The 24,728-nt window shown below is 69.7% G+C and carries 23 protein-coding genes and 1 riboswitch; of the genes, 15 read left to right on the forward strand and 8 right to left on the reverse strand.

Annotation, left to right across the window (positions count from 1 at the left end; all coding sequences use genetic code 11):
• Window positions 1-3 precede the first annotated feature (3 nt).
• The 8 genes from ACVN9Z_RS24755 to ACVN9Z_RS24790 all read left to right on the forward strand — a co-directional run bounded on the left by ACVN9Z_RS24755 (window position 4) and on the right by ACVN9Z_RS24790 (window position 10,646).
• Window positions 4-948 carry a DUF58 domain-containing protein gene (locus ACVN9Z_RS24755; protein WP_054497488.1) on the forward strand — a complete coding sequence of 315 codons (945 nt, stop codon included), beginning with the start codon at window positions 4-6 and terminating at the stop codon, window positions 946-948.
• Window positions 945-1,442, forward strand: a complete 498-nt coding sequence (locus tag ACVN9Z_RS24760) for a DUF4381 domain-containing protein (RefSeq protein ID WP_346507495.1) — start codon at window positions 945-947, stop codon at window positions 1,440-1,442. The genes ACVN9Z_RS24755 and ACVN9Z_RS24760 overlap by 4 nt, the downstream gene beginning before the upstream one ends.
• Complete coding sequence (locus ACVN9Z_RS24765; protein WP_368931231.1) at window positions 1,429-2,448, forward strand: VWA domain-containing protein; 1,020 nt, start codon at window positions 1,429-1,431, stop codon at window positions 2,446-2,448. The genes ACVN9Z_RS24760 and ACVN9Z_RS24765 overlap by 14 nt, the downstream gene beginning before the upstream one ends.
• Complete coding sequence (locus ACVN9Z_RS24770) at window positions 2,433-3,944, forward strand: vWA domain-containing protein (protein ID WP_458212775.1); 1,512 nt, start codon at window positions 2,433-2,435, stop codon at window positions 3,942-3,944. The genes ACVN9Z_RS24765 and ACVN9Z_RS24770 overlap by 16 nt, the downstream gene beginning before the upstream one ends.
• A complete protein-coding gene (locus ACVN9Z_RS24775) occupies window positions 3,941-5,323 on the forward strand; it encodes a BatD family protein (RefSeq protein ID WP_458212776.1) in 1,383 nt (460 codons plus the stop codon). Before ACVN9Z_RS24770 ends, ACVN9Z_RS24775 begins: the two co-directional genes overlap by 4 nt.
• Window positions 5,320-6,342, forward strand: a complete 1,023-nt coding sequence (locus ACVN9Z_RS24780) for an HAD family hydrolase (protein WP_155873421.1) — start codon at window positions 5,320-5,322, stop codon at window positions 6,340-6,342. Before ACVN9Z_RS24775 ends, ACVN9Z_RS24780 begins: the two co-directional genes overlap by 4 nt.
• Window positions 6,343-6,388: 46 nt before the next feature.
• Window positions 6,389-8,032: an arylsulfatase gene (locus ACVN9Z_RS24785; protein ID WP_026381991.1), complete on the forward strand. Its 1,644-nt coding sequence runs from the start codon at window positions 6,389-6,391 to the stop codon at window positions 8,030-8,032.
• Window positions 8,033-8,108: 76 nt separating this feature from the next.
• Complete coding sequence (locus ACVN9Z_RS24790) at window positions 8,109-10,646, forward strand: fused MFS/spermidine synthase (protein WP_458212777.1); 2,538 nt, start codon at window positions 8,109-8,111, stop codon at window positions 10,644-10,646.
• 30 nt (window positions 10,647-10,676) lie between these two features.
• On the opposite strand, the gene ACVN9Z_RS24795 is transcribed toward ACVN9Z_RS24790, so the two are convergent.
• Window positions 10,677-11,327: a LysE family translocator gene (locus tag ACVN9Z_RS24795; RefSeq protein ID WP_006384982.1), complete on the reverse strand. Its 651-nt coding sequence runs from the start codon at window positions 11,325-11,327 to the stop codon at window positions 10,677-10,679.
• A 190-nt stretch (window positions 11,328-11,517) separates the two neighbouring features.
• Between ACVN9Z_RS24795 and ACVN9Z_RS24800 the strand changes: the two genes are divergently transcribed.
• From ACVN9Z_RS24800 to fdx, 3 genes are all read left to right on the forward strand, one after another.
• Complete coding sequence (locus ACVN9Z_RS24800; RefSeq protein ID WP_458213532.1) at window positions 11,518-11,952, forward strand: hypothetical protein; 435 nt, start codon at window positions 11,518-11,520, stop codon at window positions 11,950-11,952.
• 32 nt (window positions 11,953-11,984) lie between these two features.
• Window positions 11,985-12,542, forward strand: coding sequence for a methyltransferase (locus ACVN9Z_RS24805; RefSeq protein WP_458213523.1), 558 nt, complete (start codon window positions 11,985-11,987; stop codon window positions 12,540-12,542).
• A 207-nt stretch (window positions 12,543-12,749) separates the two neighbouring features.
• On the forward strand, window positions 12,750-13,088 hold the full coding sequence (fdx, locus tag ACVN9Z_RS24810; RefSeq protein WP_006384976.1) for an ISC system 2Fe-2S type ferredoxin: 339 nt from the start codon (window positions 12,750-12,752) through the stop codon (window positions 13,086-13,088).
• A 5-nt stretch (window positions 13,089-13,093) separates the two neighbouring features.
• Here fdx and ACVN9Z_RS24815 read toward each other — a convergent pair whose 3' ends face one another.
• Window positions 13,094-13,825 carry an SDR family NAD(P)-dependent oxidoreductase gene (locus ACVN9Z_RS24815; RefSeq protein ID WP_070542093.1) on the reverse strand — a complete coding sequence of 244 codons (732 nt, stop codon included), beginning with the start codon at window positions 13,823-13,825 and terminating at the stop codon, window positions 13,094-13,096.
• A gap of 146 nt (window positions 13,826-13,971) precedes the next feature.
• On the opposite strand from ACVN9Z_RS24815, the gene ACVN9Z_RS24820 reads away from it, so the two are divergent.
• Window positions 13,972-14,733 carry an SDR family oxidoreductase gene (locus ACVN9Z_RS24820; RefSeq protein WP_024069412.1) on the forward strand — a complete coding sequence of 254 codons (762 nt, stop codon included), beginning with the start codon at window positions 13,972-13,974 and terminating at the stop codon, window positions 14,731-14,733.
• Between the two features lie 15 nt (window positions 14,734-14,748).
• On the opposite strand, the gene ACVN9Z_RS24825 is transcribed toward ACVN9Z_RS24820, so the two are convergent.
• Genes ACVN9Z_RS24825 through ACVN9Z_RS24835 form a run of 3 tightly spaced genes read right to left on the reverse strand, consistent with a single transcriptional unit; the run spans window position 14,749 to window position 16,530 of the window.
• Window positions 14,749-15,363 (reverse strand): ABC transporter ATP-binding protein, encoded by a 615-nt coding sequence (locus ACVN9Z_RS24825; protein ID WP_006384973.1) that lies wholly within the window; start codon window positions 15,361-15,363, stop codon window positions 14,749-14,751.
• A 9-nt stretch (window positions 15,364-15,372) separates the two neighbouring features.
• Window positions 15,373-16,050: a flavin reductase family protein gene (locus ACVN9Z_RS24830; RefSeq protein ID WP_053500703.1), complete on the reverse strand. Its 678-nt coding sequence runs from the start codon at window positions 16,048-16,050 to the stop codon at window positions 15,373-15,375.
• A 21-nt stretch (window positions 16,051-16,071) separates the two neighbouring features.
• Window positions 16,072-16,530: a VOC family protein gene (locus ACVN9Z_RS24835; protein ID WP_020928292.1), complete on the reverse strand. Its 459-nt coding sequence runs from the start codon at window positions 16,528-16,530 to the stop codon at window positions 16,072-16,074.
• A 189-nt stretch (window positions 16,531-16,719) separates the two neighbouring features.
• On the opposite strand from ACVN9Z_RS24835, the gene ACVN9Z_RS24840 reads away from it, so the two are divergent.
• Window positions 16,720-17,394: a MarR family winged helix-turn-helix transcriptional regulator gene (locus ACVN9Z_RS24840; RefSeq protein WP_080969265.1), complete on the forward strand. Its 675-nt coding sequence runs from the start codon at window positions 16,720-16,722 to the stop codon at window positions 17,392-17,394.
• A gap of 111 nt (window positions 17,395-17,505) precedes the next feature.
• Here ACVN9Z_RS24840 and ACVN9Z_RS24845 read toward each other — a convergent pair whose 3' ends face one another.
• Both ACVN9Z_RS24845 and ACVN9Z_RS24850 read right to left on the reverse strand, forming a co-directional pair.
• On the reverse strand, window positions 17,506-17,937 hold the full coding sequence (locus tag ACVN9Z_RS24845) for a bleomycin resistance protein (protein WP_026384284.1): 432 nt from the start codon (window positions 17,935-17,937) through the stop codon (window positions 17,506-17,508).
• A gap of 73 nt (window positions 17,938-18,010) precedes the next feature.
• Window positions 18,011-19,039: a hypothetical protein gene (locus ACVN9Z_RS24850; RefSeq protein ID WP_006384968.1), complete on the reverse strand. Its 1,029-nt coding sequence runs from the start codon at window positions 19,037-19,039 to the stop codon at window positions 18,011-18,013.
• A 98-nt stretch (window positions 19,040-19,137) separates the two neighbouring features.
• Window positions 19,138-19,273: riboswitch (TPP riboswitch) on the forward strand.
• Window positions 19,274-19,334: 61 nt separating this feature from the next.
• Between ACVN9Z_RS24850 and thiM the strand changes: the two genes are divergently transcribed.
• Window positions 19,335-20,156 (forward strand): hydroxyethylthiazole kinase, encoded by an 822-nt coding sequence (gene thiM / locus ACVN9Z_RS24855; RefSeq protein WP_054443667.1) that lies wholly within the window; start codon window positions 19,335-19,337, stop codon window positions 20,154-20,156.
• A gap of 41 nt (window positions 20,157-20,197) precedes the next feature.
• Here the strand turns inward: thiM and ACVN9Z_RS24860 are convergent, their stop codons facing one another.
• Window positions 20,198-22,303, reverse strand: coding sequence for a TonB-dependent receptor (locus ACVN9Z_RS24860; protein ID WP_054443668.1), 2,106 nt, complete (start codon window positions 22,301-22,303; stop codon window positions 20,198-20,200).
• Window positions 22,304-22,549: 246 nt separating this feature from the next.
• Here ACVN9Z_RS24860 and ACVN9Z_RS24865 point away from each other — a divergent pair, with 246 nt between their 5' ends.
• Window positions 22,550-24,655, forward strand: a complete 2,106-nt coding sequence (locus ACVN9Z_RS24865) for a 5'-nucleotidase C-terminal domain-containing protein (RefSeq protein ID WP_458212778.1) — start codon at window positions 22,550-22,552, stop codon at window positions 24,653-24,655.
• The last annotated feature ends 73 nt before the right edge of the window (window positions 24,656-24,728 follow it).

Here is a 24,728-nt window from a genome sequence, read left to right on the forward strand (position 1 = left end):
TCCATGAGCGCGCCCCCGCATCCCGTGCATCCGCCCCTGTCCGAACTCGTCGGGCTGGAGGCGGCCGTCCAGGGGCTTTCGCTGGGCGCGCGCCAGAAACCGCACAGTGTGCTGGCCGGCCTGCACGCCTCCCGCCTGCGCGGGCGCGGCCTGGATTTCTCCGAACTGCGCCGCTATGTCGCGGGCGACGACCTGCGGCAACTGGACGCGCGCGCCTCGCTACGCTACGGCAAGCCCTACGTGCGCACCTACACCGAGGAACGGGACCGGCCCGCGCTGATCGTGGTGGACCAGCGCATGAGCATGTATTTCGGCTCCGTGCGCGCCTTCAAGTGCGCCGTCGCCGCGCGGCTGGCCGCCCTGGCGGCCTGGACCGTCTACCGCGCTGGCGACCGCGTCGGCGGCATTGTCTTCGGCGATGACGGCAGCCACGCCATCGCTCCGCTGCGCAGCCGCGACCGGGTGCGTGAGATGCTCGCCGCGGTGGCGCGCGCCAACGGCGCGCTCTCGGCCGACAGCGCCGCGCGGGACGCGGAAGGCGCGCTCAACCAGGCGCTGCGGGCCGCCCAGGCCCTGATGCCGCACGATGGGCTGGTCTGCGTCATCAGCGACTTCGTCGGCGCCGATGCGCAGACGCTGCGCCTGCTGCGGCTGCTGGCCGCGCACAACGACGTGCTGGCGATGCTGGTGTACGACCCCATGGCCCAGGACCTGCCGCGGCGGGGCCGGCTGGTGGTATCGCAGGGTGAATTGCAGATCGAAGTGGCCATCGGCCGCGAGCGCGAGCGCCGGCCGCTGGCCGACTTCTTCAGCGGCCGCCTGCGCGAGGTGGCGGACCTGTTGCGCCGCAGCCAGGTGCCGCTGCTCTCGATCGACACGGCCGACGATGCGCTGATGCAACTGCGCCGCGAACTCGGGCGCATGCCGGCGCCGGGAGGCCGCGCATGAGCGCCGAGGCGCCCGGACTCGATCAACTGCGCGAGCTGCCGCTGCCGGCGGCGGTGCCCTATTGGCCGCAGACCTGGGGCTGGCTGGTATTGGGCGTGATTCTGCTGGCGCTGCTGGGCGGCGGCTTGTTTGCCGCACTGCGCCACCGCCGCCGCAACCGCTACCGGCGCGAGGCGCTGGCCGAACTCGGCCGGCTCGATCGGGCCGTGCAGGCCGATCCGCTTGCGCTGCGCGCCCTGCCCGGACTGATCAAGCGCACCGCGCTAGCGGCGCAAGGAGGCCACAAGGCCGGCGGCGTCGGCGCGCTCAGCGGCGACGCCTGGGTGCGCGCGCTGGCGACCGGCAGCGTCGCGCTGGCGCCGGACAGCGCGCGGCTGCTGGCGGTCATCGCCTATGCGCCCGATGATCGCCTGCGCGGCCTCGCGCCGACGCAGACGCGGCAGTTGCTGCGCGAAACGCGCGTCTGGATGGAGCGGCACCATGTGGCGGCTTGAATATCCGTGGCTGCTGGCGTTGGCGCCCCTGGCCTGGGTCGCCTGGCGCCTGCTGCCGCCCTATCGACCCGCCCGCTCGGCGCTGCGCATGCCTTTCTTCGAGCAGATCGCCACGCTCACCGGCCGCTCGCCGCACCGGCCCGAAGCGTCGCGCGGCGGCGCCCAGGCGTGGCTCGGGGTGGCGGTCTGGCTGCTGCTGGTGCTGGCGCTGGCACGACCGCAATGGGTAGAGCCGCCGCTCACGCACAGCCGGCCGGTGCGCGACGTGCTGCTGGCGCTCGATATTTCGCAGTCCATGGACAGCACGGATTTCCGCGACGCGCAGGGGCGCCCGGTCAGCCGCTGGAGCGCAGTGCAGGCCGTGGTGGCGGACTTCATCACCCGGCGCGGCGACGACCGGCTGGGGCTGATCGTATTCGGCACGGCCGCCTATCCGCAGGCGCCGCTGACGCTGGACCACGCGGCGCTGCAACTGCTGCTGCGGCACACGGCGGTTGGCATGGCCGGGCCCAATACCGCCATCGGCGACGCCATCGGCCTGGCCATCCGCATGCTGGATGCCGTGGACGAACCCGACAAGGTGCTGATCCTGCTGACCGACGGCAACGACACCGGCAGCGCGGTGCCGCCGCAACGCGCCGCCGCCCTGGCCGCGCAGCATCACATCCGCATCCACACCATCGGCATGGGCGACCCGCAAGCGCGCGGCGACGACAAGGTCGATTTCGGCCTGCTCGAACACATTGCGCAAGCCACCGGCGGGCGCTTCTTCCAGGCCAACGACCGCGAGAGCCTGCAACAGGTGTATGCGACCCTGGACCAGATCACGCCGCGCCGGGTCGACACGCTGAGCCACCAGCCCAAGCGCGATTTCTTCTGGGTGCCAGTGGGCCTGGCGGTGCTGCTGCTGGCGCTGTGGCATGCGATTGCGGCGCTGCTGGCATGGCGGCGGGATGGGCAGCCGGTGGCGCGGACGAAAGAGGACGGCGCATGGACCTCGACCTGAGCGCCTTCCATTTCCTGCGGCCCCTGTGGCTGCTGGGCCTGGTGCCCGCCGCGCTACTGTGGGCCGGGTGGCGCGCCCTGCGCGTGCGGCCGCAGCACAGCGGCATCGCGCCGCAGCTGTTGCCCTATCTGCTGCTGCAATCGGCGGGCAGCCGTGGACCGCGCCCCATCGACGTGCTGGTGGCGCTGCTGGCCCTGGGCGCGATCGCCGCGGCCGGGCCCACCTGGCAGCGCGATGAACCCGGCTATCTGGACAATGTGGCGCCGCTGGTGCTGGCGGTGGACCTGTCCGCCTCGATGGACACGGCGGACGTGCCGCCCAGCCGGCTCGAAGCCGTCAAGCGCAGCGTGCGCGACATCGCCGCCCAGCGCAAGGGCGCCAAGACCGGCCTGGTGGTGTATGCCGGCACCAGCCATCTGGTGCTGCCACCGACCGACGATGCCGCCCTGCTCGACCTGTTCGCGCAGGCGCTGGCCACCGATCTGCTGCCGGCGCGCGGCCGCGATGTCGCGGGCGCGATCGCCTTGTCCAATCAGGTGCTGCGCGCCGAGCGCGCCGGCGGTTCGGTATTGCTGCTGACCGATGGCGCCGATCCCGCCACCCTGGACGCGGTGGGCAAGGCCGCCCGCGCCGCGCCCGACCTGCAGGTGCTGGTCATGGCCGTGGGCATCAACGGCCTGGACACCGGCGCGCTGCGCGACCTGGCGCAGGCCGCGCACGCCCCCCTGGGCAGCCTGACGCGCAGCGCCGACGATCTGGACTGGGTCCGGCTGCATGCGCAACAGCATTTCCGCGCGGTCCAGGACGCCGCCACGGCGCAACCGCACTGGCGCGACGCCGGCTACTGGCTGTGCTGGCCGCTGGCCTTGCTGGCGCTGATGGCGCTGCGGCGGGGCTGGCGCGTATCGTGGTCGGCCTGCCTGCTGGCGGCCGGCATCTGGACGGCGCCACAGCCGGTCCAGGCGGGAGCCTGGGCGGACGCCTTCCTCACGCCGGACCAGCAAGGCCGGTGGGCGTTCGACCACCGCGACTATGCGGCTGCCGCGGCCCGTTTCGCCGATCCGTACTGGAAGGGCCGCGCCGCCTATGCGGCTGGCGACTATGCCGCGGCGCTGACGGCATTCTCCGCCTTGGACACGCCGGAGGCCCACTTCTACGTCGGCAACTGTCAGACCCGCCTGCACCAATACGACGCCGCGCTGGCGGCCTACGACAAGGCGCTGGCCCTGCGTCCGGAATGGCCCGACGCCGTCTTCAATCGCGACATCCTGCGCCGGTTGCTGGCCGCCATGACGCAGGAAGACCAGGGCGACCAGGCCGAACCGCCCGACCAGAGCCGCCAGGACCGCGCCGCCAAGGACGCCAGGATGAAGACGGCCGCGGCGCCCAAGGCCGTCTCCGAAGACGTATGGCTGCGCAACCTGACGCTGTCGCCGGCCCAGTTCCTGCGCGGCAAGTTCGCGGTGGAAGACAGCATGCGCGAGGCCACGCCATGAAGACCGCCATGCTCGCCGCCCTGCTGTGGGCGCTGGCCCTGGCGTGCGTCCCCGCCCGGGCGCAGGACGCCGCGCCGGCGCTGCGCGTGCGCGCCGCCATCCAGGACGCGGCGCGGATCGCGCCGGGCGCCACGGTGCCGCTGCAACTGGACGTGCTTACATCGACCTGGTTCACCCAGCCGCCGCAACTGCCCGCGCTGAGCCTGCCGGGCGTCATGGTGACGCCCGCCACCGGTGAAGGCGCGATCCTGCATGAAACCATCGACGGCGTGGCCTACAGCGGCTTGCGCTACACCTACCTGCTCAGCCCCGCCGCGGCCGGCACGGTGACGGTGCCGCCGTTGCGGGTCAGCGCCAAGGTCGGTCCGGGCCAGCGTGACGCCGCGGGCGCCAGCCAGCCGCTCACGTTCGAGGTGACGGCCACGCCCGCCACGGCGGGCGGCGCAGCCGCACCGGCACCCGCGCCGGAGGTATCCCAGGCATTCAGCCTGGCGCCCGATCCGGCCGTCGTGGGCGGGCGCATCACGCGGTCGGTCACACAGCGCGCCATGGGGGTGCAGCCGATGATGCTGCCCCCGGCCCCGCTGCGCGACGTGCCCGGCTTCAAGCGCTATCCGCATGAGCCGGAAGTGACGACGCTGACCGACGGCCGCGGCGGCTTCCTGGGCGGGCAGCGCGTCGACCGCAGCGACTACGAGCCGCTGGCGGCCGGCGAAGCCGCCCTGCCCGCCCTGTCCTGGGACTCGCGGGACGCGAGCGGCGCCGGCGGCGCGCAGGCCCGCCTGCCGGGACGCAGCTTCCAGGTCGGCGCCGCGCCCGCCGCCGCGCCGCCGTTTTCGCTGGCCGATGACCTGGCGCATCTGCGCCAGGGCCTGCGCTGGGTGATTCCGGCCGCCTGGCTACATGCCGCGGCCGCCGTGATCGCACTGGCGCTGCTTGCCTGGTCGGCCCGCTATCCGCTGCGGCGGCTGGCGACGGCGGCGCGCGCCCGGTTGCGCGCGGCGCGGGCGCGCTACCGCGCGGGCGAGCGCTATGCCTGGCGGCAGTGGCGGCGCGCGCCCGGCAACGCGGCCGCCGGCCTGACCGCGTTCTACCGCTGGCTCGGCCTTGCCGCCCACAGCCCGGACCTGCGCGGCGCGCTGCGCGCCGCGCAGGCATCGCAGCGGGACGCCGGCAACGCGCTGCTCGAAGCCACCTATGGCCCGCAGCGCCAGGGCGCGGCGCCGCGCGCGCAGTGGCTGGCGCTGTCGCGCGACTGGCGTCGGGCGTGGCGCGCCGCGGCGGCGCACCCGGCGCCGCACGCCTTGCCGCGCCACCTGAATCCGCGCCAGGACGGCGCATCGGCAACGGGCCGCGGGCCCGCAAGGAGCAACCCATGAGCGACTGGGGAATGCAGGTGTGGCGCCGCTGGCGCCTGCTGTGTGGCGTGATGGCGATCGGGCTGTTGTCGGCTTGCGCGGGCCACCGCGCCGACCCGGCAGCCACCTTGCCTTCATGGAACGACGGGCCGTCGCGCCGCGCCATCGTGGACTTCGTGCGGACCGTGACCACGCCGGGCGGCGCGGGCTACGTGGCCGAGGCGGACCGCATCGCGGTGTTCGACAATGACGGCACGCTGTGGAGCGAGCAACCGGCGTACTTCGAACTGCTGTTCTCGCTCGACCGGGTCAAGGAAATGGCGCCCAGCCATCCGCAGTGGCGGCGCGAGCAACCCTATCAGGCGGCGCTGGCGGGCGACCATGCGGCGCTGGCGGCCAGCGGCACGGAGGGCCTGATCAAGATTGTCGGCGTCACCCATGCCGACATGACGACCGAGGCCTTCACCGACAGTGTCAGGCATTGGGTCGGCACGGCGCGCCATCCGCGCTTCAAGCAGCCCTACACCGCCATGACCTACAAGCCGATGCGCGAACTGCTCGATTACCTGAGGGCGAACGGCTTCAAGACCTACATCGTGTCGGGCGGCGAGGTCGAATTCATGCGCGCCTGGGCGCAGCAGGCCTATGGCATTCCGCCCGAACAGGTCATCGGCACGACCTTCGTGACGACCTTCGACATGCGTGACGGCAAGCCCACCCTGTGGCGCACGGCCAAGCTGGAATTCAACGATGACGGCCCGGGCAAGCCCGTGTCGATCCAGCGCCAGATCGGCAAGCGGCCGATCCTGGCTTTCGGCAATTCGGACGGCGACCTGCAGATGCTGCAGTGGACCGCCGCCGGCCCCGGACCGCGGCTGGCGGCGCTGGTGCATCACACGGATGCCCGGCGCGAATGGGCCTACGACCGGGATTCCAAGATCGGCCGCCTGGACAAGGCGCTGGACGAGGCTCGCCGCCAGGGGTGGACCGTGGTGGACATGCAGCAGGAGTGGAAGCAGGTGTATTCGTTCGACCAGTAGTGATTGTGGTGAATCAACGCGCCCCGAGCGGGCAAGGAGAACAGTCATGAAGGCAAGACGATGGTGGGGCGCCGCGCTGTTGGCCGCCAGCAGCCTGGTGGCCATGGGCGGCGCGCAGGCGCAGGCGACAACGGGGCAGGCCAAGCCCCAGGGCGATGCATCCGGGAAGAAACCAAACATCCTGGTGATCTTCGGCGATGACATCGGACAGGCGAACATCAGCGCCTACACGCGCGGCGTGGTCGGCTACACGACGCCGAACATCGACCGCATCGCCAAGGAAGGCGCGATATTCACGGACTACTACGCGGAGAACAGCTGCACGGCCGGGCGGTCGAGCTTCATCACGGGCCAGTCGCCTCGGCGCACCGGCCTGTCCAAGGTCGGCGTGCCGGGCGCCACGGTGGGCCTGCAGGATCGCGACATCACCCTGGCACAGGCGCTCAAGTCGCATGGCTACAACACCGCGCAATTCGGCAAGAACCACCTTGGCGACCGCGACGAGTACCTGCCGACCAAGCACGGCTTCGATTTGTTCTTCGGCAACCTCTATCACCTGAACGCCGAAGAGGAGCCGGAACGCCCCTACTGGCCGCAGAATCCCAAGGATCCCATCATCGCGGCCTACAAGCCGCGCGGCGTGATCAAGGCCTCGGCCGACGGCAAGATCGAAGACACCGGCGCCCTCACGACCAAGCGCATGGAAACGATCGACGACGAGACCGTGGGCGCGGCGCTGGACTACATCGACAAGCACGCCAAGGACGACAAGCCGTTCTTCGTGTGGATGAACACCACGCGCATGCACATCTACACCCACATCCGGCCCGAGTACAAGGGCAAGAGCGGCATGCCCGGCAACGACTACGCCGACGGCATGTGGGAGCATGACCAGGACGTGGGCAAGCTGCTCAAGAAGCTCGACGACCTGGGCATCGCCGACAACACCATCGTGGTCTACACCACCGACAACGGGCCGAACCAGTTCAGCTGGCCCGATGCCGCCACCACGCCGTTCCGCAACGAGAAAGACTCGAACTGGGAAGGCGCGTTCCGGGTGCCAGCCATGGTGCGATGGCCGGGCAAGATCGAGCCGGGCACCGTCAAGAACGGCATCGTGTCGGGCATGGACTGGTTTCCGACCCTGCTTGCCGCGGTGGGCGACACCGACGTGAAGGACCGTCTGCTCAAGGGCTGGACGCCCAGCGGCGGGCAGAAGAACTACAAGGTTCATCTGGACGGCTACAACCAGCTCGACTACCTGACCGGCAAGTCGGACAAGAGCGCGCGCGACGATTTCTACTACTTCAACGACGATGGCCTGCTGGTGGGCATGCGGTTCGAGAACTGGAAGGTCGTGTTCTGCGAACAGCGCGCGCCAGGCGGCTTCGCGGTCTGGAGCGACCCGTTCGTGTGCCTGCGCGTGCCGAAGGTGTTCAACCTGCGCATGGATCCGTACGAACGCGCCGACATCGTCTCCAACCAGTACAACGACTGGCTGTCCAAGAACGCCTATCTGGCGTTCATCGGCTCGGCCAAGGCGTCGGAGTTCCTGCAGACGTTCGTCGAGTACCCGCCCAGCCAGCGGCCGGCGAGCTTCAGCGTCGACCAGGTGCAGGAAGCGGTGGACAAGGCCATCGAGAAGCACTTCGAGGAACAGGCCAGGAAGCAAGGCAAGTCCGGCTCGTAGCGCGCCAGGTGGCGCCCGCCGCGCCGGGCGCCACCTGCCGTGTAATGGCAGTCCCTCAATCCATGGAGCGTCCCGCATGGCACAAGCAGGCGTGGCAAGCGCGTCACCGAACGAAGCCGGAACCTTGACGGGCGCGGGCGCGAGCCTGGCGCCCGCCTGCGCGCTGCTGGGACTGTCGGGCGCGGCCTCATTGATATTCCAGATCCTGTGGATCAAGCAGCTTTCCCTGATCGTCGGGGTCGAAGTCCACGCCATCGCCACGGCCGTCAGCGCCTTTTTCCTGGGGCTGGCGGCGGGCAGCTGGTGGCTGGGCAGGCTGGCGGAACGGCACGCCAACCCCTGGCGCCTGTATGCCGCCGTCGAACTGGCGATCGGGCTGGCCGCGCTGGGGGTCACCTTCCTGCTGGCGCACGGCGCCGGCCTGTTCGCCCGCTGGCAGCCGCAGCAGCCGCTGCTGGCCTGGGCCATCCTGTTCGCGGTGGTCGCGCTGGCGCCTTTTTTCATGGGCGGCACCTTGCCCATCCTGATGCGCGCGGTCAGCGCCGGCCGCAGCGGCCATGATGGCGGCTCCTTGTACGCCGCCAACACCACCGGCGCCATCGCCGGCGCGTTGCTGCCCGCCTTCCTGCTGATTCCCGTCCTCGGCGTGCAAGGCAGCGCCCTGGCCGCCGCCGCGCTGAACCTGGCGGCCGCCTGCGGCGCGTGGTCGCTGCGCGGCCGGCCGCCGGCCCCGGCGGTCGACGGCCCCGCCGCCCGCGAGGCGTCGCGCCTGTCGCCGCAGGGCCGGCTGGCCGTGGCGCTGTATGCGGTGGCTGGCGCCGTGGCGCTGGGTTATGAGGTGCTGTGGTCGCAGATGATCATCCCCTTCATGAGCACGCGGGCTTTCGCCTTTTCGGTGGTGCTGGCGGTCTACCTGGCCGGGCTGGCGCTGGGCGCGGCATGCTATGCCCGCTGGGGCCACCGGTTCGGCGATCCGTGGCGCGTGTTCGCGACATTGATCGCGGGCGCGGGCCTGATCGCCCTGGCCGAGGCCGCGCTGCTGGGCCTCTGGCTGGTGCCGGCCCAGGATCTGGCCGAAGCCGGCATGCGCAGGATTTTCGACAATGGCCTGGCCGGAATGAGCGCGCGCTTCGCCGTCGCCGCCGGCGCGGTGGTGCTGCTGCCCACCCTGCTGCTGGGAGCGGCCTTTCCGGCGGTGCTGCAGATCGTCGCCCCGGGCGAGCGCCGCAGCCGTGGCGCGGGCCTGGCCCTGGCGGCCAACACCCTGGGCGGCATCGCCGGCACCGCGCTGGTCGCCTTCGTGCTGCTGCCCTGGCTGGGCACGATCCGCAGCCTGACGCTGCTTGCCGCGACCGCGTGCGCCGTGGGCGTGGCGGCCGCCTGGCGCGGCCGCGCGGTCGCCCCCATGGCCCCGGCGCTGGCCGGCGCGCTCGGCGTCGCCGCGCTCATCGTCGGCTGGGCCCTGCCGCAGGATCATCTGGCGCGGCTCATGCCGGGCGCGCGCGGCAAGCCCCTGGTGTTCCACCACGAGAGCCATGGCGGCACCGTTGCCGTGGTCGAGAACGGCCGCGGCGGGCAGCGCTTCAACCGCCTCTACATCCAGGGCGTGTCGAACTCGGGCGATGCCATGCCATCGCTGCGCTACATGCGGCTGCAAGCCCTGCTGCCGCTGATCGTGCATGCCGGCGAACCGGAATCCGCCCTCGTCATCGGCTATGGCACCGGCATCACGGCGGGCGCGCTATCGCGCTATCCCGGCCTGAAACGCCGGGTGGTGGCCGAACTGCTGCCCGGCGTGCTGCAGGCCGCGCCGTTTTTCCAGGGCACCTACGACGCCTATCGCGACAGCGGCTTGCAAGTGCGGCTGCGCGACGGCCGGCGCGAGCTGCTGGCCAGCGCCGACACGTACGACCTGATCACGCTGGAGCCGCCGCCGCCGTCGGCCGCGGGCGTGGTCAACCTGTATTCCCGCGACTTCTACGAGCTGGCGGCGCGCCGGCTCAATCCGCAAGGCATCGTGGCCCAGTGGCTGCCCCTGCCGACGCAGAACCTGGACGAGACTCGCGCCCTGGTGGCCAGCTTCATCGCGGTATTCCCGCACGCCTCGCTGTGGACCACCGAGCTACATGAAATGTTGCTGGTCGGGTCGCCGGATCCGCTGCCGTTGGTGCCCGAACGCATGGCGCGGCGCTTTGCCGCGCCGGCCCTGCATGCCGCCCTGGCGCAAGTCGGCGTGTCCTCGGTGGCGGCGTTGATGGCGACCTGGGTGACCGACCGCGAGGGACTGGCGCGCTTTGCGGAGGACGCCGCGCCGGTGACGGACGACAGGCCCTCGATCGAATATGCCCCCTGGGTCCGCCCGCGCGAGATCGTCCGCACGCTGCCTGCGCTGATGGCATTGCGCGGCGCGCCGCCCCTGCAAGGCCCGCCGGCCGATTGGGCCGCCGACATCGACGGCGAACGCGCCGTGCTGGACCTGTTCTATCGCAGCGCGCTGGCGGCGTATCGCGGCGACCGCGAAAGCTGGTCGCGCGACGCCCCCGTGCTGGCCCGCGCCAGCCGCGAGAACGCCTACCTGCGATGGTTCATGAGCGGCACGGAGACGGCGGACTGACGCCGGCCCCCGGCCATCGCTACCGCGCGGTCATTTCCTGTTGTTGCCGGCGAATGCGGCCGTGATGCCCAGACCGATCAACATGGCGCCCCCCACATAGCGCTCGAAGTGCAGGTAGCCGCGGCTGCGCCGCAGCCATTGGCCGGCGGCGCTCGCGGCAAAGGCGTAGCACGCGTCGCTGGCCAGGCCCAGCAAGGTGAAGACCAGCCCCAGGAATACCACCTGCGCGGCCACATGGCCGCGGCTGACGTCCACGAACTGCGGCAGGAACGCCATGAAGAACAGGGCCGTCTTGGGATTGAGCAGATTGACGATGAAGCCGTCGCGGAACATCCTGCCGTAACCACGCGCCTTGGACGGCGCGTCGACGGAGGCGGCGGCCGGGCGCGTACAGATTTTCTTGAGGCCCAGCCAGATCAGGTAGGCGGCGCCAGCATACTTGACGATGCTGAACGCCAGCGCCGAGGAAGCCAACAAGGCCGACAATCCGAGCGCGGCCGCCAGCACGTGCACCAGCGTGGCCGCGTGGATGCCCAGGTCCGACACCAGCCCCGCCTTGCGGCCCTGTTCGACCGACTGGGCAATGATATAGAGCACGGCCGGTCCGGGAATCGCCAACAGGATCAGCGCGGCACTGACGAACAGCGCCAGGTTTGCGGTACTGGGAATCACGAATTCCATGGTTCAGGCTCCAGCGGTGGGCAGGTGGAATGGGAATCCCACTGTACCGCAGCGCGCCCCGTTCCGGCGCGTTCGCCCGCCCGGCATGCGCGCCGCCATACCAGCGCGAGGGACTCGCCTTCCCGCAACTTGACCATAATATTGAACGACGTCTAATATTTAACGACGTTGAATAATTGGATCGATCATCATGTTCAGACCGCTGTTGCAGATGCTGAGGAACAAACAGCTCTTGCCGGCTTTGGCCGCCAATGCGCTGTACCGGCCGTTCTACCGGCTCAGTTTCCTGGCGGCATTGAGCGCGTCCGGACTGATGGCCCGCCTGGCCGACGGGCCGATCTCGTTGGCGCAACTGGCGGCCGGCAACCCCGCGGGCGACGCGGCCGGCGCGCGCGAAGCCCTGCGCGCCTGGCTACAGATGGGCTGCCGGCTCGGCCTGCTGCAACTGGGGCCCGAGGGATATGCATTGCGCGGCCTGGCCAGAAAACTGGCGCGGCCCGAAAACGACGCCACGCTGGCGCTGGTCCAGGAAGCGGCCAGCATGCATCACCGCCTGATCCTGCAGACGCGGCCAAGCTGCGCCAGGGGGAACTCTGGGACCTGGAAAACCAGGACGGCGAACTGACCGCGCGCTCATCGCGCGCGCTCGAGCCTTTCCTGGTCGAGGCCATCCGGCGTTTCGTGCCGCGCACCGGGCCCTGCCGGCTGCTTGAAGTGGGCTGCGGCTCGGCGATCTACATCCGCCACGCCGCCCTGCACAATCCCGACCTGACCGCGACCGGGCTGGAACTGCAACCCCGGGTCGCGCGCGTCGCCCAAGAGAACATCCAGGCCTGGGGGCTGCGGGACCGCGTCACCATCGAAACCGGCGACATACGACACGGGGAGCTGAGTCCGACCTACGACCTGGTCACGCTGTACAACAATATCTACTATTTCCCGGTCCACGAGCGGGTCGCGTTGCTGGCCCGGGTAAGACAACTGCTCAAGCCTGCGGGGCAGCTCCTGCTGGCCACCTGCTGCCAGGGCGGCAACGCCGGCATGGAAGCCCTCAATCTATGGGGCGCGTCGAACCGGCACGGCGGCCGCTTGCCCGACAGCGACGAAATGCGGCAGCAGTTGCGCGACGCCGGTTATGCAAACGTGGAGGTATCGCGGCTGATCCCCGGCGACAGCTTTTTTGCCTTCCGCGCCAGCGCCGCCGGCGCTCGATAAGCTGGGCAAGACGAAACTCGACGGCGTTCCGGCCAATACACCGAGCAGCCCCGGGCACGGCAATGCCGCGGCCCAGGGTATCGGTCCCCGGGACACGCTTGACCTTGCCAAGGTGGCCACCTTTACGCTGGTCGCACGGTGAAACGCCGCCCCTTTCAGCGTGCGCGGGCGTTTCACTGCCGTCCCGACGAACAAAGGTACCCCGACATGCCGAAAATCACGGTTCTCCCCCACCCCGACCTCGCGCCCGAGGGCGCCGTTGTGGACGCCAGGCAAGGCGCGTCCATCTGCGACGCCCTGCTCGACCATGGCATCCACATCGAACACGCATGCGAGCAAAGCCGGGCATGCACGACCTGCCACTGCATCGTCCGCAAGGGCTTTCACGCGCTCAACGAAATGGACGAAACCGAGGAAGACCTGCTGGACCGCGCGTGGGGTCTGGAAGCGCAGTCACGCCTGAGTTGCCAGGCCATCGTCGGCGAGCAGGACCTGACCATCGATATTCCCAGATACACGCTCAATCATGCCAAGGAGAACCACTGAGGCGGTCACGCCAGGTCGATCCCCGTGGCCCCGGAAAGCGCGTCGAGCAGGCGCGCCTGGAAGGCCTCGTCATGCACGACCGGATGCGGCTCGCGCCGCTCCTGGTGGTGCCAATAGCCGCCGCTCGCGCGGGCCGCGGCATCGTCGGTCGTGGCCAGCCACGCCTGCGTCACGTGGCCCAGCCGGAGGTCTCCCGGCGCGTCCGGGCCTCCCATCTTGGTGGGCACCCAACCGGGATCGACGGCCTGGCTGATCACGTCCGGCCAGCGCCGCGCCACCGCGGCGGCCAGGGCCGTCACGAATAGTTTGCTGTCGGAATACGAAGCGGTTTCGCGCGCCCCGTCCCAGGCCAGGCCGCCCAGCTCGGGCCGCCCGTCGTAGTGCATTTCGCTGCTCAGGTAGATCAGGCGCCGCGGCCGCGTGATGAGCGCGGTCAACGCATAGGGCGCCGCCACATTGACCGGCAGGATGGCGGCGCCGGTGAACACGCCGGCATTGTGGATGACCGCGTCCATTTGGCCCAGGGCGTTGAGCTGTTCGGCCAGCTCCCGCGTCTGGGTCAGATCGGCCAGGTCGCCCACGACCGCCCGCGCCCCGCGCGCCAGCAGGTCGCGCGCGGCCTCCAGGCGCTCGCGGCTGCGGCCGTGCACGACCAGTTGGTGTCCGTCCGCCTGCAGTGCGCGCGCGGCCGCCAGGCCCAGGCCGTCGACCGAACCGGTGATGAAGATGCGTGCCATGGAAAAACTCCTCGGAAAACAGGGCCGGCGCCCGTCCATTGCGGGGACGCCGGCAATGGATGCTGCGGTTCCCGGGGAAGTATAGTCATCGACGCGGCGCCCGCGCGCCGGTTGCCACGACCTTGCCCCATACACGGAGATTTCCCATGACGAACGACGCTCAAGCCCCCGTTATCCTCATCACCGGAGGCAGTCGCGGTGTCGGGGCCGCGACCGCGCGGCTGGCCGCGGCGCAGGGCTATGACGTGGCGATCAGCTATGTCGCCAACGAGGCGGCCGCGCAGGCGGTGGTGACGGACGTGCGGGCGCTGGGCCGCCGCGCCCTGGCCGTGCGCGCCGACAGCGCCGACCCGGACCAGATCGCCGGCCTGTTCAACGCGATCGACCGCGAATTCGGCCGTCTCGACGTGCTGGTCAACAATGCCGCGATCATCGCGCGCCAGTCGCGCCTGGAGGACCTGGCCTTCGAGCGCATGCAGCGGATCTTCGCGGTCAATTCCCTCGGCCCGATGCTGTGCGCGCAGCAGGCAGCCCGGCGCATGTCGCAGCGCCACAATGGCCGCGGCGGCGCCATCATCAACATATCCTCGGCCGCGGCGCGCCTGGGCAGCCCCAATGAATACGTGGACTACGCCGCCTCGAAAGGCGCGCTGGAGAGCTTCACGATCGGCTTTTCCAAGGAGGTGGCGCGCGAGGGCATCCGCGTGAATTGCGTGCGCCCCGGCCACATCTACACCGAAATGCACGCCAGCGGCGGCGAACCGGGACGGGTGGACCGCATCAAGGACACCGTGCCCATGGGCCGTGGCGGCCAGCCCGAAGAGGTGGCGCGGGCCATCCTGTGGCTGGCCGGCGCCGAGGCCTCGTACGTCACCGGCACCTTCGTCGACGTCACGGGCGGCAAGTAAGCCCGGAACCGCCCGCTAGCGCAGCGCGGCAACGTCCACGACGGTTGCCCCGCAGGCCTGCACCAGCTCGGGATCATGGCTGGCGAACAGCACCAGCCGGTCCCTGCCCCAGGTCTTGAACAACTCGGCCAGCGCGCGCCGCGCCGGCGTGTCCAGCCCGTTGCTGGGGCCGTCCGCGATGACGACGGCCGGGTCGCCCAGGGCGGCCGCGGTCAGGTAGACCTTGCGGCGCGTGCCCGTGGACATCTGCTCGAAGCGCTTGTCCAGGTGCGGCTCCAGTCCCAGCCGGGCGGCCAGGTCGAGCACCGCGTCGTCCACCGCCACGCCCTTTTCCGCCGCCGCCTGTTCGAGCAGCCCGCGCCCGGTCTGCTGCGGCAGCGCCAGGCAGTTGTCGGGCACGTAGGCCAGGCGCGCCCTGGCCTGCCGCGGCGCTTGCGCCAGCGGCTGGCCATCTATCCAGACCTCGCCCTCATCCGGCGCGATCGCGCCCGCGATGATGCCGAGCAGGCTGGACTTGCCGGTGCTTTCCTCTTCGCACAGCGCCACGCAGCCCGGCCCGAAGGCGTGCGTCAGACCCTGGAAGACGAGATGGTCGCCGTAGCGTTTGGTGAGATTGTCGATGCGTAGCATGGCGCCAGTTTACGCAGGAACCGGCGATTCCTCCAGGTACTGCTGCGCCACGCCGTCCTGCTGCATCTGGCGCCACTGCGCCACCGACGGCGTCGCCATCTGGAAGGCGCGCGTCACTTCGCAATACCAGCCCGGATTGTGCAGCCGGCCGATCAGCTGCATCGGCAAGGGATCGATGAACATGCGATCGGGATCGGTCACGGCCGCGTCGATCAGGTGCATGCCCACGATGTCGCCGATGACCAGCGTGCGGCGCGCATCGATATCGACCAGCTGGCGCACGCGACACTCCATCGACGCGGGACTGTCCTGGATCCGGGGCACATCCACATTGCGGCCTGGCGCCAGCAGCAGCCCCGCCTCCATCGACTCATCGATACTGGCATCGAAGTCGATGGCGGTCACGTTCATGCGGCGCGCCTGCGTCGCCGACACCAGGTTGACGACGAACTCGCCGCGCGCGGCGATGTTGCGCGCGGTGTCCTTCAGCCGCCCATCGCGCGAACCGACACAGAAACACAGGATCGGCGGATCGCCGGACATCACGTTGAAAAAGGAAAACGGCGCGACGTTCAACGCGCCCCGCGCATCGCGCGACCCGACCCAGGCGATGGGCCGGGGCAGGACGGTGGAATGCATGAGTTTGCTGCGCTGCTCACCGCTGAGCGCTTGCATGTCGAAGTACATGGGCTGGCAGATCCTGGTCGTTTATTCGTTGCCCGCGCGCGCCGGATCCTGCTCCGGCTTTTCGACGCCGGCCCGGCGGGCGCTGGACTGGTGCAGTTCCACCAGGTTGCCGGCGGGGTCGCGCAGGAACAGCTGCTTGAGGCTGGGCGAGGCCACGTTGTCGAGCGTGAAGTACTCGATGCCGCGGGCGATCAGTTCCTGCTCGGCGGCCAGCACGTCCTCGACCGCCAGCGCGATGTGGTTGGACACCGGATCCTTGCCCGGTCCCTTGGCGTAGCGCGACGGGCCCTCGCTGCCCAGGATGTGCAGCTGGGTGCCATTGGGCAGGTTGATCCACGAACCATAGATGCCCGGAATCTTCCAGCGCGCGGGATCCTGCGGCAGGTTCAGGACATCGCGGTAGAAATCGAGCATGGCGTCGGCCTGGGCGTGGTTCACACCGAATCCGACGTGGTGAAGTTCAAGCACTTTGACGGGCATGGGGAGTCTCCTCGTTAGGGGCAGCGCAGTGCGCCGGGCGACGGCGCCGGGGCTGCGGACACGGCATGAACGCCGCAGCGGCGAATATAGTACGTTAAACGTACTATATGCAAATCGTATTATTTGATCGACGTATAATCCGAATTTGCCGCCCCGGCGTCCCTCATTCCCCGCGACAACCCCTGCCCCATGCCCGTCCGCAAGTCCCCCGCCCCCGCCGCCCCGGCTGCCAAGGCCGGGCGCGCCGCCAAGGCCCCTGCCCCCAAATCCCCCGCTCCGGCAGACGCCCGTGTCGCGCCGGAATTGCCCGGGATCCCCGCCACCCGCCAGGCCCGCGCCGAGCGCGACGGCGCCGCCGCCGCCGCCCGGCCACACCTGGCGCTGATGGCGCAAACCGCCGCGCGCGGCACCGACGCGGGCGCGGCAGGACTGGGACTGCTGCTGCTATGGCTGGCCGACGACGTCGAACAGCGCGCCAACGCCGCGCTGGCGCCGTTCGGCATATCGGAAAGCAAGCTCGACGTGTTGATGATCTTCGGCCTGGCCGAACGCGGACTGATCGACAGCCGCGCGGTGACGCCGTCGTACATCGCCGACTATTTCGGCGTCACGCGCTCGACGGTCACGGGCCTGCTGGACTGGCTGGAAAAGCGCGAGCTGCTCACGCGCGCGCTCAACCACGAAGACCGGCGCAGCATCTCGCTGGCGTTGACCGACGCCGGACGCGAACTGCTCACGCAGGCGCTGCCGGCGTTCTGGACCATGTGCGCGTCGCTGGTGGATTGCCTGGACGAGAACGACCGCAAGGCCTTGCAGGGCATCCTGGCGAAAGTCTGGCGGCAGTTGAAGGGCCCGGCCGCCTGACGGGGTTGCGTCACTTGCGCGGGTACGACTTCCTGCCGGAACACGGATAGTTCGCCGCGTGCGCCGTCATCGTACAGAGCAGCGCCAGCAGCAGGAGCACGGCGCGCGGCTTCATCTTGCCGCCGGCCGCTCGCCGATCCTGGCCGAGAATCGCAGCAGATACCCGTCCGGATCCTGCACCAGGAATTGGCGCACCCCCACTTCGACGGCGTCGCTGCGGTACCAGCGTTCTTCCGGTTCCCGGTACAACGGCCAGCGTGCCCGCGCCAAGCGTTCCAGCAAAGGCTCGATGGCGGACACCTTGATCTCGAAATTGACGCCGCGGCCACGCGGCGCCTCGAGCGCAGCGGTAATCCAGTTGTCGTCGCCGCGCACTTCTTCCAGCATGAACTGCGCGCCATCCAGGTCCAGGTACACGAACCCCTCGGCCTCGCGGCGATAGGCGATCTGGAATCCACAATGGTCCATCCAGAAAGCCAGGCTGCGCGGCAGGTCGGCCACCAGCAGTTCCGGCACCATCCGGGCGCGAAGAAATCCGGTCATTCGTGTCTCCCCTCTTTTGCGTGTCCGGCATGATGACAGAACCGCGGACGCTGCAGCACGCCATGCCCGGCAATCAAGGCCCGGCGCGGTCGTTGGCGACCATGTGGGCCGCGGCCTGCGGCGCGCCGCCCTCGCGGCGGAAGAACAACGGTCGCAACCCCTTCCTGCCCCGGTCCAGGTATTCGAACGTCACCCTTTCGCCGGGCTGGGCCGGCCCGCCGCCGTGGCTGACGCTATACAGCTCGCCGCCCAGGCGATAGGCATGCACGGCGGTCCACGACGTCGATTCCGGCGTCCGCACCTTGTAGGTCAGGACCTCGTCGACCCGTCCGCGCACGCCATACTTGACCGTGGCGCGCCGCAGCGCCCGGCTCGACCACCCGACCCACAGGCCGGCCAGCAGACACAAGGCGGCAACGCCATACAGCGGCCACAGGAACCAGCCTCCTCCCAGCAGGATCAGCGCCGCGCCCAGGAACGCGTTGCGCAACAGGGTGTCGCCGTTGCGCACCTGCGCGCGATCGGCATCGCTGAGGGCCTCGAAGGCCTTCTGCACATCGCCAGGACCGTCGTAGTCCGCGCGCAGCAGCACCGGCGCCTCGCCCGGCCACAGCGCCAGCAGGTGCAGCCGCAGCGGCGCGCCGAGCCGGGCGGCGCAGCGTTCGGGGCTCCTGCCCCCGTCCCCCGGCATCGTGAAGCCGTTCATGAATGGCAGCGCCACCTCCAGCTTGCGGCCATCGATGCCGTATCGCACGCCGCCGCCGGGGGCCGGCGCGAAATCGGTGACCGCGCCGGTGACGACCTGCTTGGGCACGGCGCCGCGCAGCACCTGCCGCAGGCGCTGGCGGGCCGCCGGGCCGCGCAGCAAGCGGCGGCCGAGATAGAGCGTGAATCCAGCCAGCACCAGGATCATCGCGGACAGCACCGGATCGCGCGCGATGCTCGTGGCGTTCGATAGCCACAGCCAGGCCAGGAATGCCGTCATGGCGAAGAACAACGTGAAGAACACCCCGCCCAGCACCGTGTCCGCCACGTGATGGCGCGCATGCCGGCGCAACCATGACAGGTCCTGCGCGCTCAACGCCTCGTCGTGGGTCTGCATTCCCCATTCCTCCCCGTGTCGAACCGCCATGATGACAGAAGCGCCGTCCGCCGCGCCCGGCTGGCTTGACAAGCCCCCCTCCCTCCTTCGAACATAGCCCCATCCACCCGGGGAGCTTCGGCAAGAAGCTGAGATTCCGATGGCGGCCGCGCCCCGCGCGCGGCGCGCGGCGCGAGAGACCCGTCGAACCTGATCCAGACAATGCTGGCGTAGGGAAGGTGCGCAACCCGCCGGCCCGCAATGCCGCGCCATGACGCCCCGCCCCGCCCGTTGTCCCCTTGCAAGGACCTGCGGCATGGCCTCCAACGCCCCCACCCTGTCCCAGCTGGCGCTCGCCTCGCGCGACCTGTACGCGGCCGTGCGCCGCGACGCGCCGCTGGTGCAATGCCTGACCAACTTCGTGTCGATGAATACCGCGGCCAATACGCTGCTGGCGATCGGCGCGTCGCCGGCCATGGTGCACGCGGCCGAGGAAGCGCCCGAATTTGCCGCCATCAGCGGCGCGGTGGTGATCAACATCGGCACGCTCTCATCCCCCTGGCTGGACAGCATGCTACTGACGGCCGCCGCGGCGGCCAAGGCCGGCACGCCCTGGGTGCTGGATCCGGTGGCGCATCACGCCACCGGCTTCCGGCGCGACGCGGTGCGGCGCCTGCTGGACCTGCGGCCCACGGTGATCCGTGGCAACGCATCGGAGATCATCGCCCTGGCCGGCGGCCAGAGCGCCAGCAAGGGCGTGGACGCGCGCGATCCGGTGCAACTGGCCGAAGCGGCCGCGCGCGAACTGGCGCGGGCGTGCGGCACGGTGGTGGCGGTGACGGGCGAAGTCGATTTCGTCACGGACGGCCGGCGCGAGGTGCGCGTGACCGGCGGTTCGCCATTGATGCCGCGGGTCACCGCCACGGGGTGCGCACTGACGGCGGTGGTCGGCGCCTTCGCGGCGGTGGCGCGCGATGACGCCTACACGGCGGCGGTGGCGGCGCTGTCCTGCTTCGGCATCGCCGGCCGCCGCGCCGGCGCGCTGGCCGAAGGCCCGGGTTCGTTCGCGTGGCGCTTCCTGGACGCGCTGGCGGCGCTGGAAACGGACAGCCTGACGGCGGAATCGCCGCTGCGCTGATCCGCCCTGCGCGCGCCGGACCGGCGCGCGGACGCTTGCCTCTACATGCGGTACTGCAGGCTCAGCATGGCGTTGCGCGGCGCGCCGGGCATGTTCAGGTTGGGGCTGCTGCCGTGCGCCGACACGATGTAGCCGGCGTCGAACAGGTTGTAGACGTTCAACTGCACCGAATACGGCCCCTGGCGCCACCACGCGGCGGCATCCGCCGTGACGTAGCCGGGCAACTTGACGGTGTTGCCCGGATTGGCGAAGCGCGCGCCCACCAGGTTCAAGCCGGCGCCGACGCCGAAGCCCTCGCCCAGGTCCTTGGTGATCCAGACGTTGCCGGCATGGCGCGGCGTCAGCGTGGCGCGCTTGCCTTGCACGTCCTTGCCAGCGTCGCGCGCCACCGACTGCGTCACGCGCGCATCCAGGTAGGCATAGCCCAGCATCGCGCGCCAGCCGTTGGACAGGTCGCCCGACAGGGTCCATTCGGCGCCGTCGGTGCGCTGCGTGCCCACCGGCACCAGCGTGTTGGTCACCGGATTGGTGACCTTGATGTCGGTGCGCTCCAGGCGGAACACCGACACCGTGGTCGAGAGCTTGCCATCCAGGAAATCGTACTTGGCGCCGACTTCGTAGTTGGTGGTCTTCTCCGGCGCCAGGTCGACGTTGTTGGCCGCCAGCGCGAAGGTCTCGCCCGAGGGCTGGTAGGAACGGCTCCACGACACGTAGTACGACTGCACGCTGTCGGGCTGGAACACCAGCCCCAGGCGCGGGCTGAAGTTGGAGTCGGTGCGCGACAGGTTGCGGCCGCTGCGGCGGTCCTCGGTTTCCTGCTCGAAGCGGTCGTGGCGCACCCCAGCCAGCACCTTCCAGTGCTCGCCCAGCGACATCATGTCCTGCACGTACAGGCCCAGGGTGTTGAAGCGGCCCAGGCTGTCGGAACCCGGCGCGCCGCTCACCTGGCGCTGCAAGGTCGGCAGGCGCGGGTCGAACAGGTCGACCACCGCGACATTGGCGGCCGACCAGTTCAGCAGGTCCTTGTTCTGCTGGCCCACCTCGATGCCGTACAGCATGTCGTGGCGCACCGAGCCCCACTGGGCGCGCTGCATCAGTTCGGTCTGGTTGGTCCAGCCGTGCTCGTCGCGCAGCACGTTGCCGTGGGTCAGCGACACGGTTCGCGCGGCTTCGTTGACCGAACCCGGCAGCGTGTTGTTGCGGTTGAGCGTGTAGTGGTAGTAGCGCGTGGCGTTGCGCAGCGACCAGTTGTCGTTGAAGCGGTGCGTCAGCGTGGCGGCATAGGACTGCACCCGGGTCTGGGTGTAGTCGGTGTCGCGCGCGTTCTCGGCGCCGTAATAGGTCGACGGGTCCACATCGACCGGACGGCCATGGTAGGCCGGGATGCCGAAGTCGGTCAGGCGGCGGTCTTCCAGGAACTCGGTCTGCAGCAGGAAGGTGGTGTTCTCACCCAGCTTGAACTGGGCCGACGGCGCGATCGCCTTGCGGTCGATGAATTGCTTGTCGCGATAGCTGTCGCCCTTCTCCACCGCGCCGGTCAGGCGCCAGGCCATGCTGCCGCTTTCGTTGGCCCGGCCCAGGTCCAGGTCGAGCCGGCGGTCGTTCCACGAACCGTAGCTCAGGCCGACCTGCGAAATGTCTTCGCCCGGCTTCTTGGTCACGCGGTTGATCAGGCCGCCGGACGAACCGCGGCCATACAGCACCGCCGCCGGGCCCTTGATGACGTCGATGCGCTCGACGTTGGACAGGTCGCGGAAGTACAGCGCGTCGTCGCGGAAGCCGTCGACGAACTGGTCGGCGATGGCGGTGAAGCCGCGGATCGAGACCTGGTCGCGCTGGCCGTCGCCGGTCGAGAAGCTGACCCCGGGCACGTTCTTGAGCGCGTCCTGCACCGACATGGCGTGCTGGTCGCGCAGCACCTGCGCCGGCACCACGTTCACCGTCTGCGGAATGTCGCGCAGCGGCGCGTCGATCTTGGTGGCGCTGGTGGACGCCGGCGGGTTGTAGCTTTGCGCGGTGTCATCGGTGCCGACGACGCTGACGGCGGGCAAGGTGGCGGTGGGCGCAGCCGCCTGGGCCTGGGCGGCCAGGGGGGCCAGCGGGCCCAGGACGAGCAAGGCGGCGGAGAGGGGACGAAGGACGTGCATGGCCAGCGGGTATCGAAGTCGTTTGAAATGGAAGGATTCGCCATTCTCTTGACAACGAGAATCAGTCGCAATGCTTTTATCGTTCCGTTGCCTTGAGACGACGATAAATGAGACGCGCGTCCAATTCAGATGTTTTTAAGCTTGCCCATGCAACGCGTGCGCGGCGTTGCCGGCGATCCGCATGTCACCAGCGGGTCATAACCCGTCCCCAGAATTTTGCGTTCCCCCGACACGAAAGGAACGACGGTGAAGCAGCCCCTCCGAAAGATCTTTGCACTGTCGGCCAGCGCCCTGCTGCTGGCCAGCCTGTCCGCCTGTGGCGGCAGCGATGACGATGACGACGACGCGCCGCCAGCGTCGGTGCCCCGGGGCGCCACGCTCGACCTGGCCATCCTGGCCACCACGGACCTGCACGCCAACGTGCTGGGTTACGACTATTACAAGCTGGCCGAGGACAAGAGCTACGGCGTCGACCGCACCGCCACCCTGATCGGCAACGCCCGCAAGCAGCACGCCAATACCTTGCTGTTCGACAACGGCGACACCATCCAGGGCACCGCCCTGTCGGACTACCAGGCGCTGGTGGCGCCGGTGCAGTGCTCGGACATGCTGGCGATCTACAAGCAGATGAAGCTGCTGGCCTATGACGCGGCCACCCTGGGCAACCACGAATTCAACTATGGCCTGCCCTATCTGTCGCAGGTCACCAACGTGGACTTCGGCCTGCCGGGCATCGGCAAGGGCACGGCGCAGACCAACCCGACCGGCGCCAAGGATTGCGCCGCGCCGGGCTTTCCGTTCGTGTCGGCCAACGTGGTGGCGGCCGCCACGCAACAACCGATCTTCAAGCCGTGGACGCTGCTGACGCGCACCTTCAAGGCAACCGGCCCGGATGGCAAGGCGCTCGACGTCGCCCTCAAGGTGGGCGTGATCGGTTTCGCGCCGCCGCCCATCATGCAGTGGGACAAGGCCAACCTGGAAGGCCACGTGACCGTCGCCGGCTGGAAGGAAACCGCCGCGCGCTATGTGCCCGAAATGAAAGCGGCGGGCGCCGACCTGGTCGTGGCGCTGGCGCATGGCGGCATCGACCTGGTCACGCCCTACAGTCCGTCCATGGAAAACGGCGCGGGCTACCTGAGCCAGGTGGCGGGCATCGACGCCCTGATCACCGGCCACCAGCACCTGCTGTTTCCCGACACCAATCCCAAGTCGCAATTCGCCGGCCAGCCGGGCATCGACCTCGAAAAGGGCCTGATCGACGGCGTGCCCGCGGTGCAGGCCGGCCAATGGGGCAACAACCTCGGCCAGATCACGCTGAAGCTGGCCTACGACCAGGGCTGGAAGGTGCAGAAGAACGCCACCCAGGTGCAGCGCATCCCGACCCGCCTGACCGCGCAGAACGGCGGCACGCCCGCCACCTACGTCGCGCCCGACAGCGCCGCGCAGCAACTGGTGCAGGCCGAGCACAGCGCCACCATCGCCTATGTCAAGACGCCGATCGGCCAGAGCCAGTTCGACATGGCCACCTACTACGCGCTGGCCGGCGACGTGTCGGCGCTGCAGATCGTCAACATGGCGCAGATCGACTACCTGAAGGACTACATCGCCCGCAACAGCCCCGCCTACGCCGGCCTGCCGATCCTGTCGGCGGCCGCGCCGTTCAAGGGCGGACGCAACGGCCCGGGCGACTTCACCTTCGTGCCGCAAGGCAACATCGCCATCAACAACGCGGCCGACCTGTACCTGTATCCGAACACCCTGCAGGTGGTGCGGGTCAGCGGCGACATCGTGCGCCAGTGGCTGGAGAAGACGGCGGAACAGTTCAAGCGCATCGATCCGGCCCAGGTCGCGCTGCAGGACCTGATCGACACCGGCTTTCCGACCTTCAACTTCGACGTGCTCTACGCCGAGGGCAACGCCCTGCGCTACCAGATCGACGTGACGCAACCCAAGGGCTCGCGCATCGCCGCGCTGACCTACCAGGGCGCGCCGCTGGATCCGGCGGCGCAATTCCTGGTGGTCACCAACAACTACCGCGCCAGCGGCGGCGGCGACTTCCCGGGACTGGCCGGCGGCAAGGGCGACATCGTGCTGCAGGCGCCCGACGCCAGCCGCGACGTGCTGATCAGCTACATCAAGAAGCACCCCAACCTGGACCTGGCCACCTACGGCCTGGCGCGCAGCTGGGGCTTCAAGCCCGTGGCGGCATTGGCCGGCCCGGTGGTGTTCGCGTCGGTGCCGAACACGCTGGCGCTGGCCACGGCGCATGGCGTCACCAATGTGTCGGTGTACGACCCGACGCCGGACGCGACGACGCAGCTGTCGCGCTACGCGGTGGACCTGACGCGTTGAGACTCGCGCGTTGATGTTGACGCAGTGAAAGTGACGCGTTGAAGGCAACGCATCGCAGTCGACGCGGGCGCGC

The organism is Achromobacter sp. KK8, assembly GCF_054188005.1.

Bases quoted from the DNA above. Each gene is read 5' to 3' on its own strand.
- ACVN9Z_RS24765 (WP_368931231.1), top strand. From the start codon at position 1,429: ATGTGGCGGCTTGAATATCCGTGGCTGCTGGCGTTGGCGCCCCTGGCC.
- ACVN9Z_RS24755 (WP_054497488.1), top strand. From the start codon at position 4: ATGAGCGCGCCCCCGCATCCCGTGCATCCGCCCCTGTCCGAACTCGTC.
- ACVN9Z_RS24780 (WP_155873421.1), top strand. From the start codon at position 5,320: ATGAGCGACTGGGGAATGCAGGTGTGGCGCCGCTGGCGCCTGCTGTGT.
- ACVN9Z_RS24800 (WP_458213532.1), top strand. From the start codon at position 11,518: ATGTTCAGACCGCTGTTGCAGATGCTGAGGAACAAACAGCTCTTGCCG.
- ACVN9Z_RS24835 (WP_020928292.1), bottom strand. From the start codon at position 16,530: ATGCCCGTCAAAGTGCTTGAACTTCACCACGTCGGATTCGGTGTGAAC.
- ACVN9Z_RS24860 (WP_054443668.1), bottom strand. From the start codon at position 22,303: ATGCACGTCCTTCGTCCCCTCTCCGCCGCCTTGCTCGTCCTGGGCCCG.
- ACVN9Z_RS24760 (WP_346507495.1), top strand. From the start codon at position 945: ATGAGCGCCGAGGCGCCCGGACTCGATCAACTGCGCGAGCTGCCGCTG.
- fdx (WP_006384976.1), top strand. From the start codon at position 12,750: ATGCCGAAAATCACGGTTCTCCCCCACCCCGACCTCGCGCCCGAGGGC.
- thiM (WP_054443667.1), top strand. From the start codon at position 19,335: ATGGCCTCCAACGCCCCCACCCTGTCCCAGCTGGCGCTCGCCTCGCGC.
- ACVN9Z_RS24830 (WP_053500703.1), bottom strand. From the start codon at position 16,050: ATGTACTTCGACATGCAAGCGCTCAGCGGTGAGCAGCGCAGCAAACTC.
- ACVN9Z_RS24770 (WP_458212775.1), top strand. From the start codon at position 2,433: ATGGACCTCGACCTGAGCGCCTTCCATTTCCTGCGGCCCCTGTGGCTG.
- ACVN9Z_RS24790 (WP_458212777.1), top strand. From the start codon at position 8,109: ATGGCACAAGCAGGCGTGGCAAGCGCGTCACCGAACGAAGCCGGAACC.
- ACVN9Z_RS24840 (WP_080969265.1), top strand. From the start codon at position 16,720: ATGCCCGTCCGCAAGTCCCCCGCCCCCGCCGCCCCGGCTGCCAAGGCC.
- ACVN9Z_RS24795 (WP_006384982.1), bottom strand. From the start codon at position 11,327: ATGGAATTCGTGATTCCCAGTACCGCAAACCTGGCGCTGTTCGTCAGT.
- ACVN9Z_RS24775 (WP_458212776.1), top strand. From the start codon at position 3,941: ATGAAGACCGCCATGCTCGCCGCCCTGCTGTGGGCGCTGGCCCTGGCG.
- ACVN9Z_RS24785 (WP_026381991.1), top strand. From the start codon at position 6,389: ATGAAGGCAAGACGATGGTGGGGCGCCGCGCTGTTGGCCGCCAGCAGC.
- ACVN9Z_RS24825 (WP_006384973.1), bottom strand. From the start codon at position 15,363: ATGCTACGCATCGACAATCTCACCAAACGCTACGGCGACCATCTCGTC.
- ACVN9Z_RS24850 (WP_006384968.1), bottom strand. From the start codon at position 19,039: ATGCAGACCCACGACGAGGCGTTGAGCGCGCAGGACCTGTCATGGTTG.
- ACVN9Z_RS24845 (WP_026384284.1), bottom strand. From the start codon at position 17,937: ATGACCGGATTTCTTCGCGCCCGGATGGTGCCGGAACTGCTGGTGGCC.
- ACVN9Z_RS24815 (WP_070542093.1), bottom strand. From the start codon at position 13,825: ATGGCACGCATCTTCATCACCGGTTCGGTCGACGGCCTGGGCCTGGCG.
- ACVN9Z_RS24820 (WP_024069412.1), top strand. From the start codon at position 13,972: ATGACGAACGACGCTCAAGCCCCCGTTATCCTCATCACCGGAGGCAGT.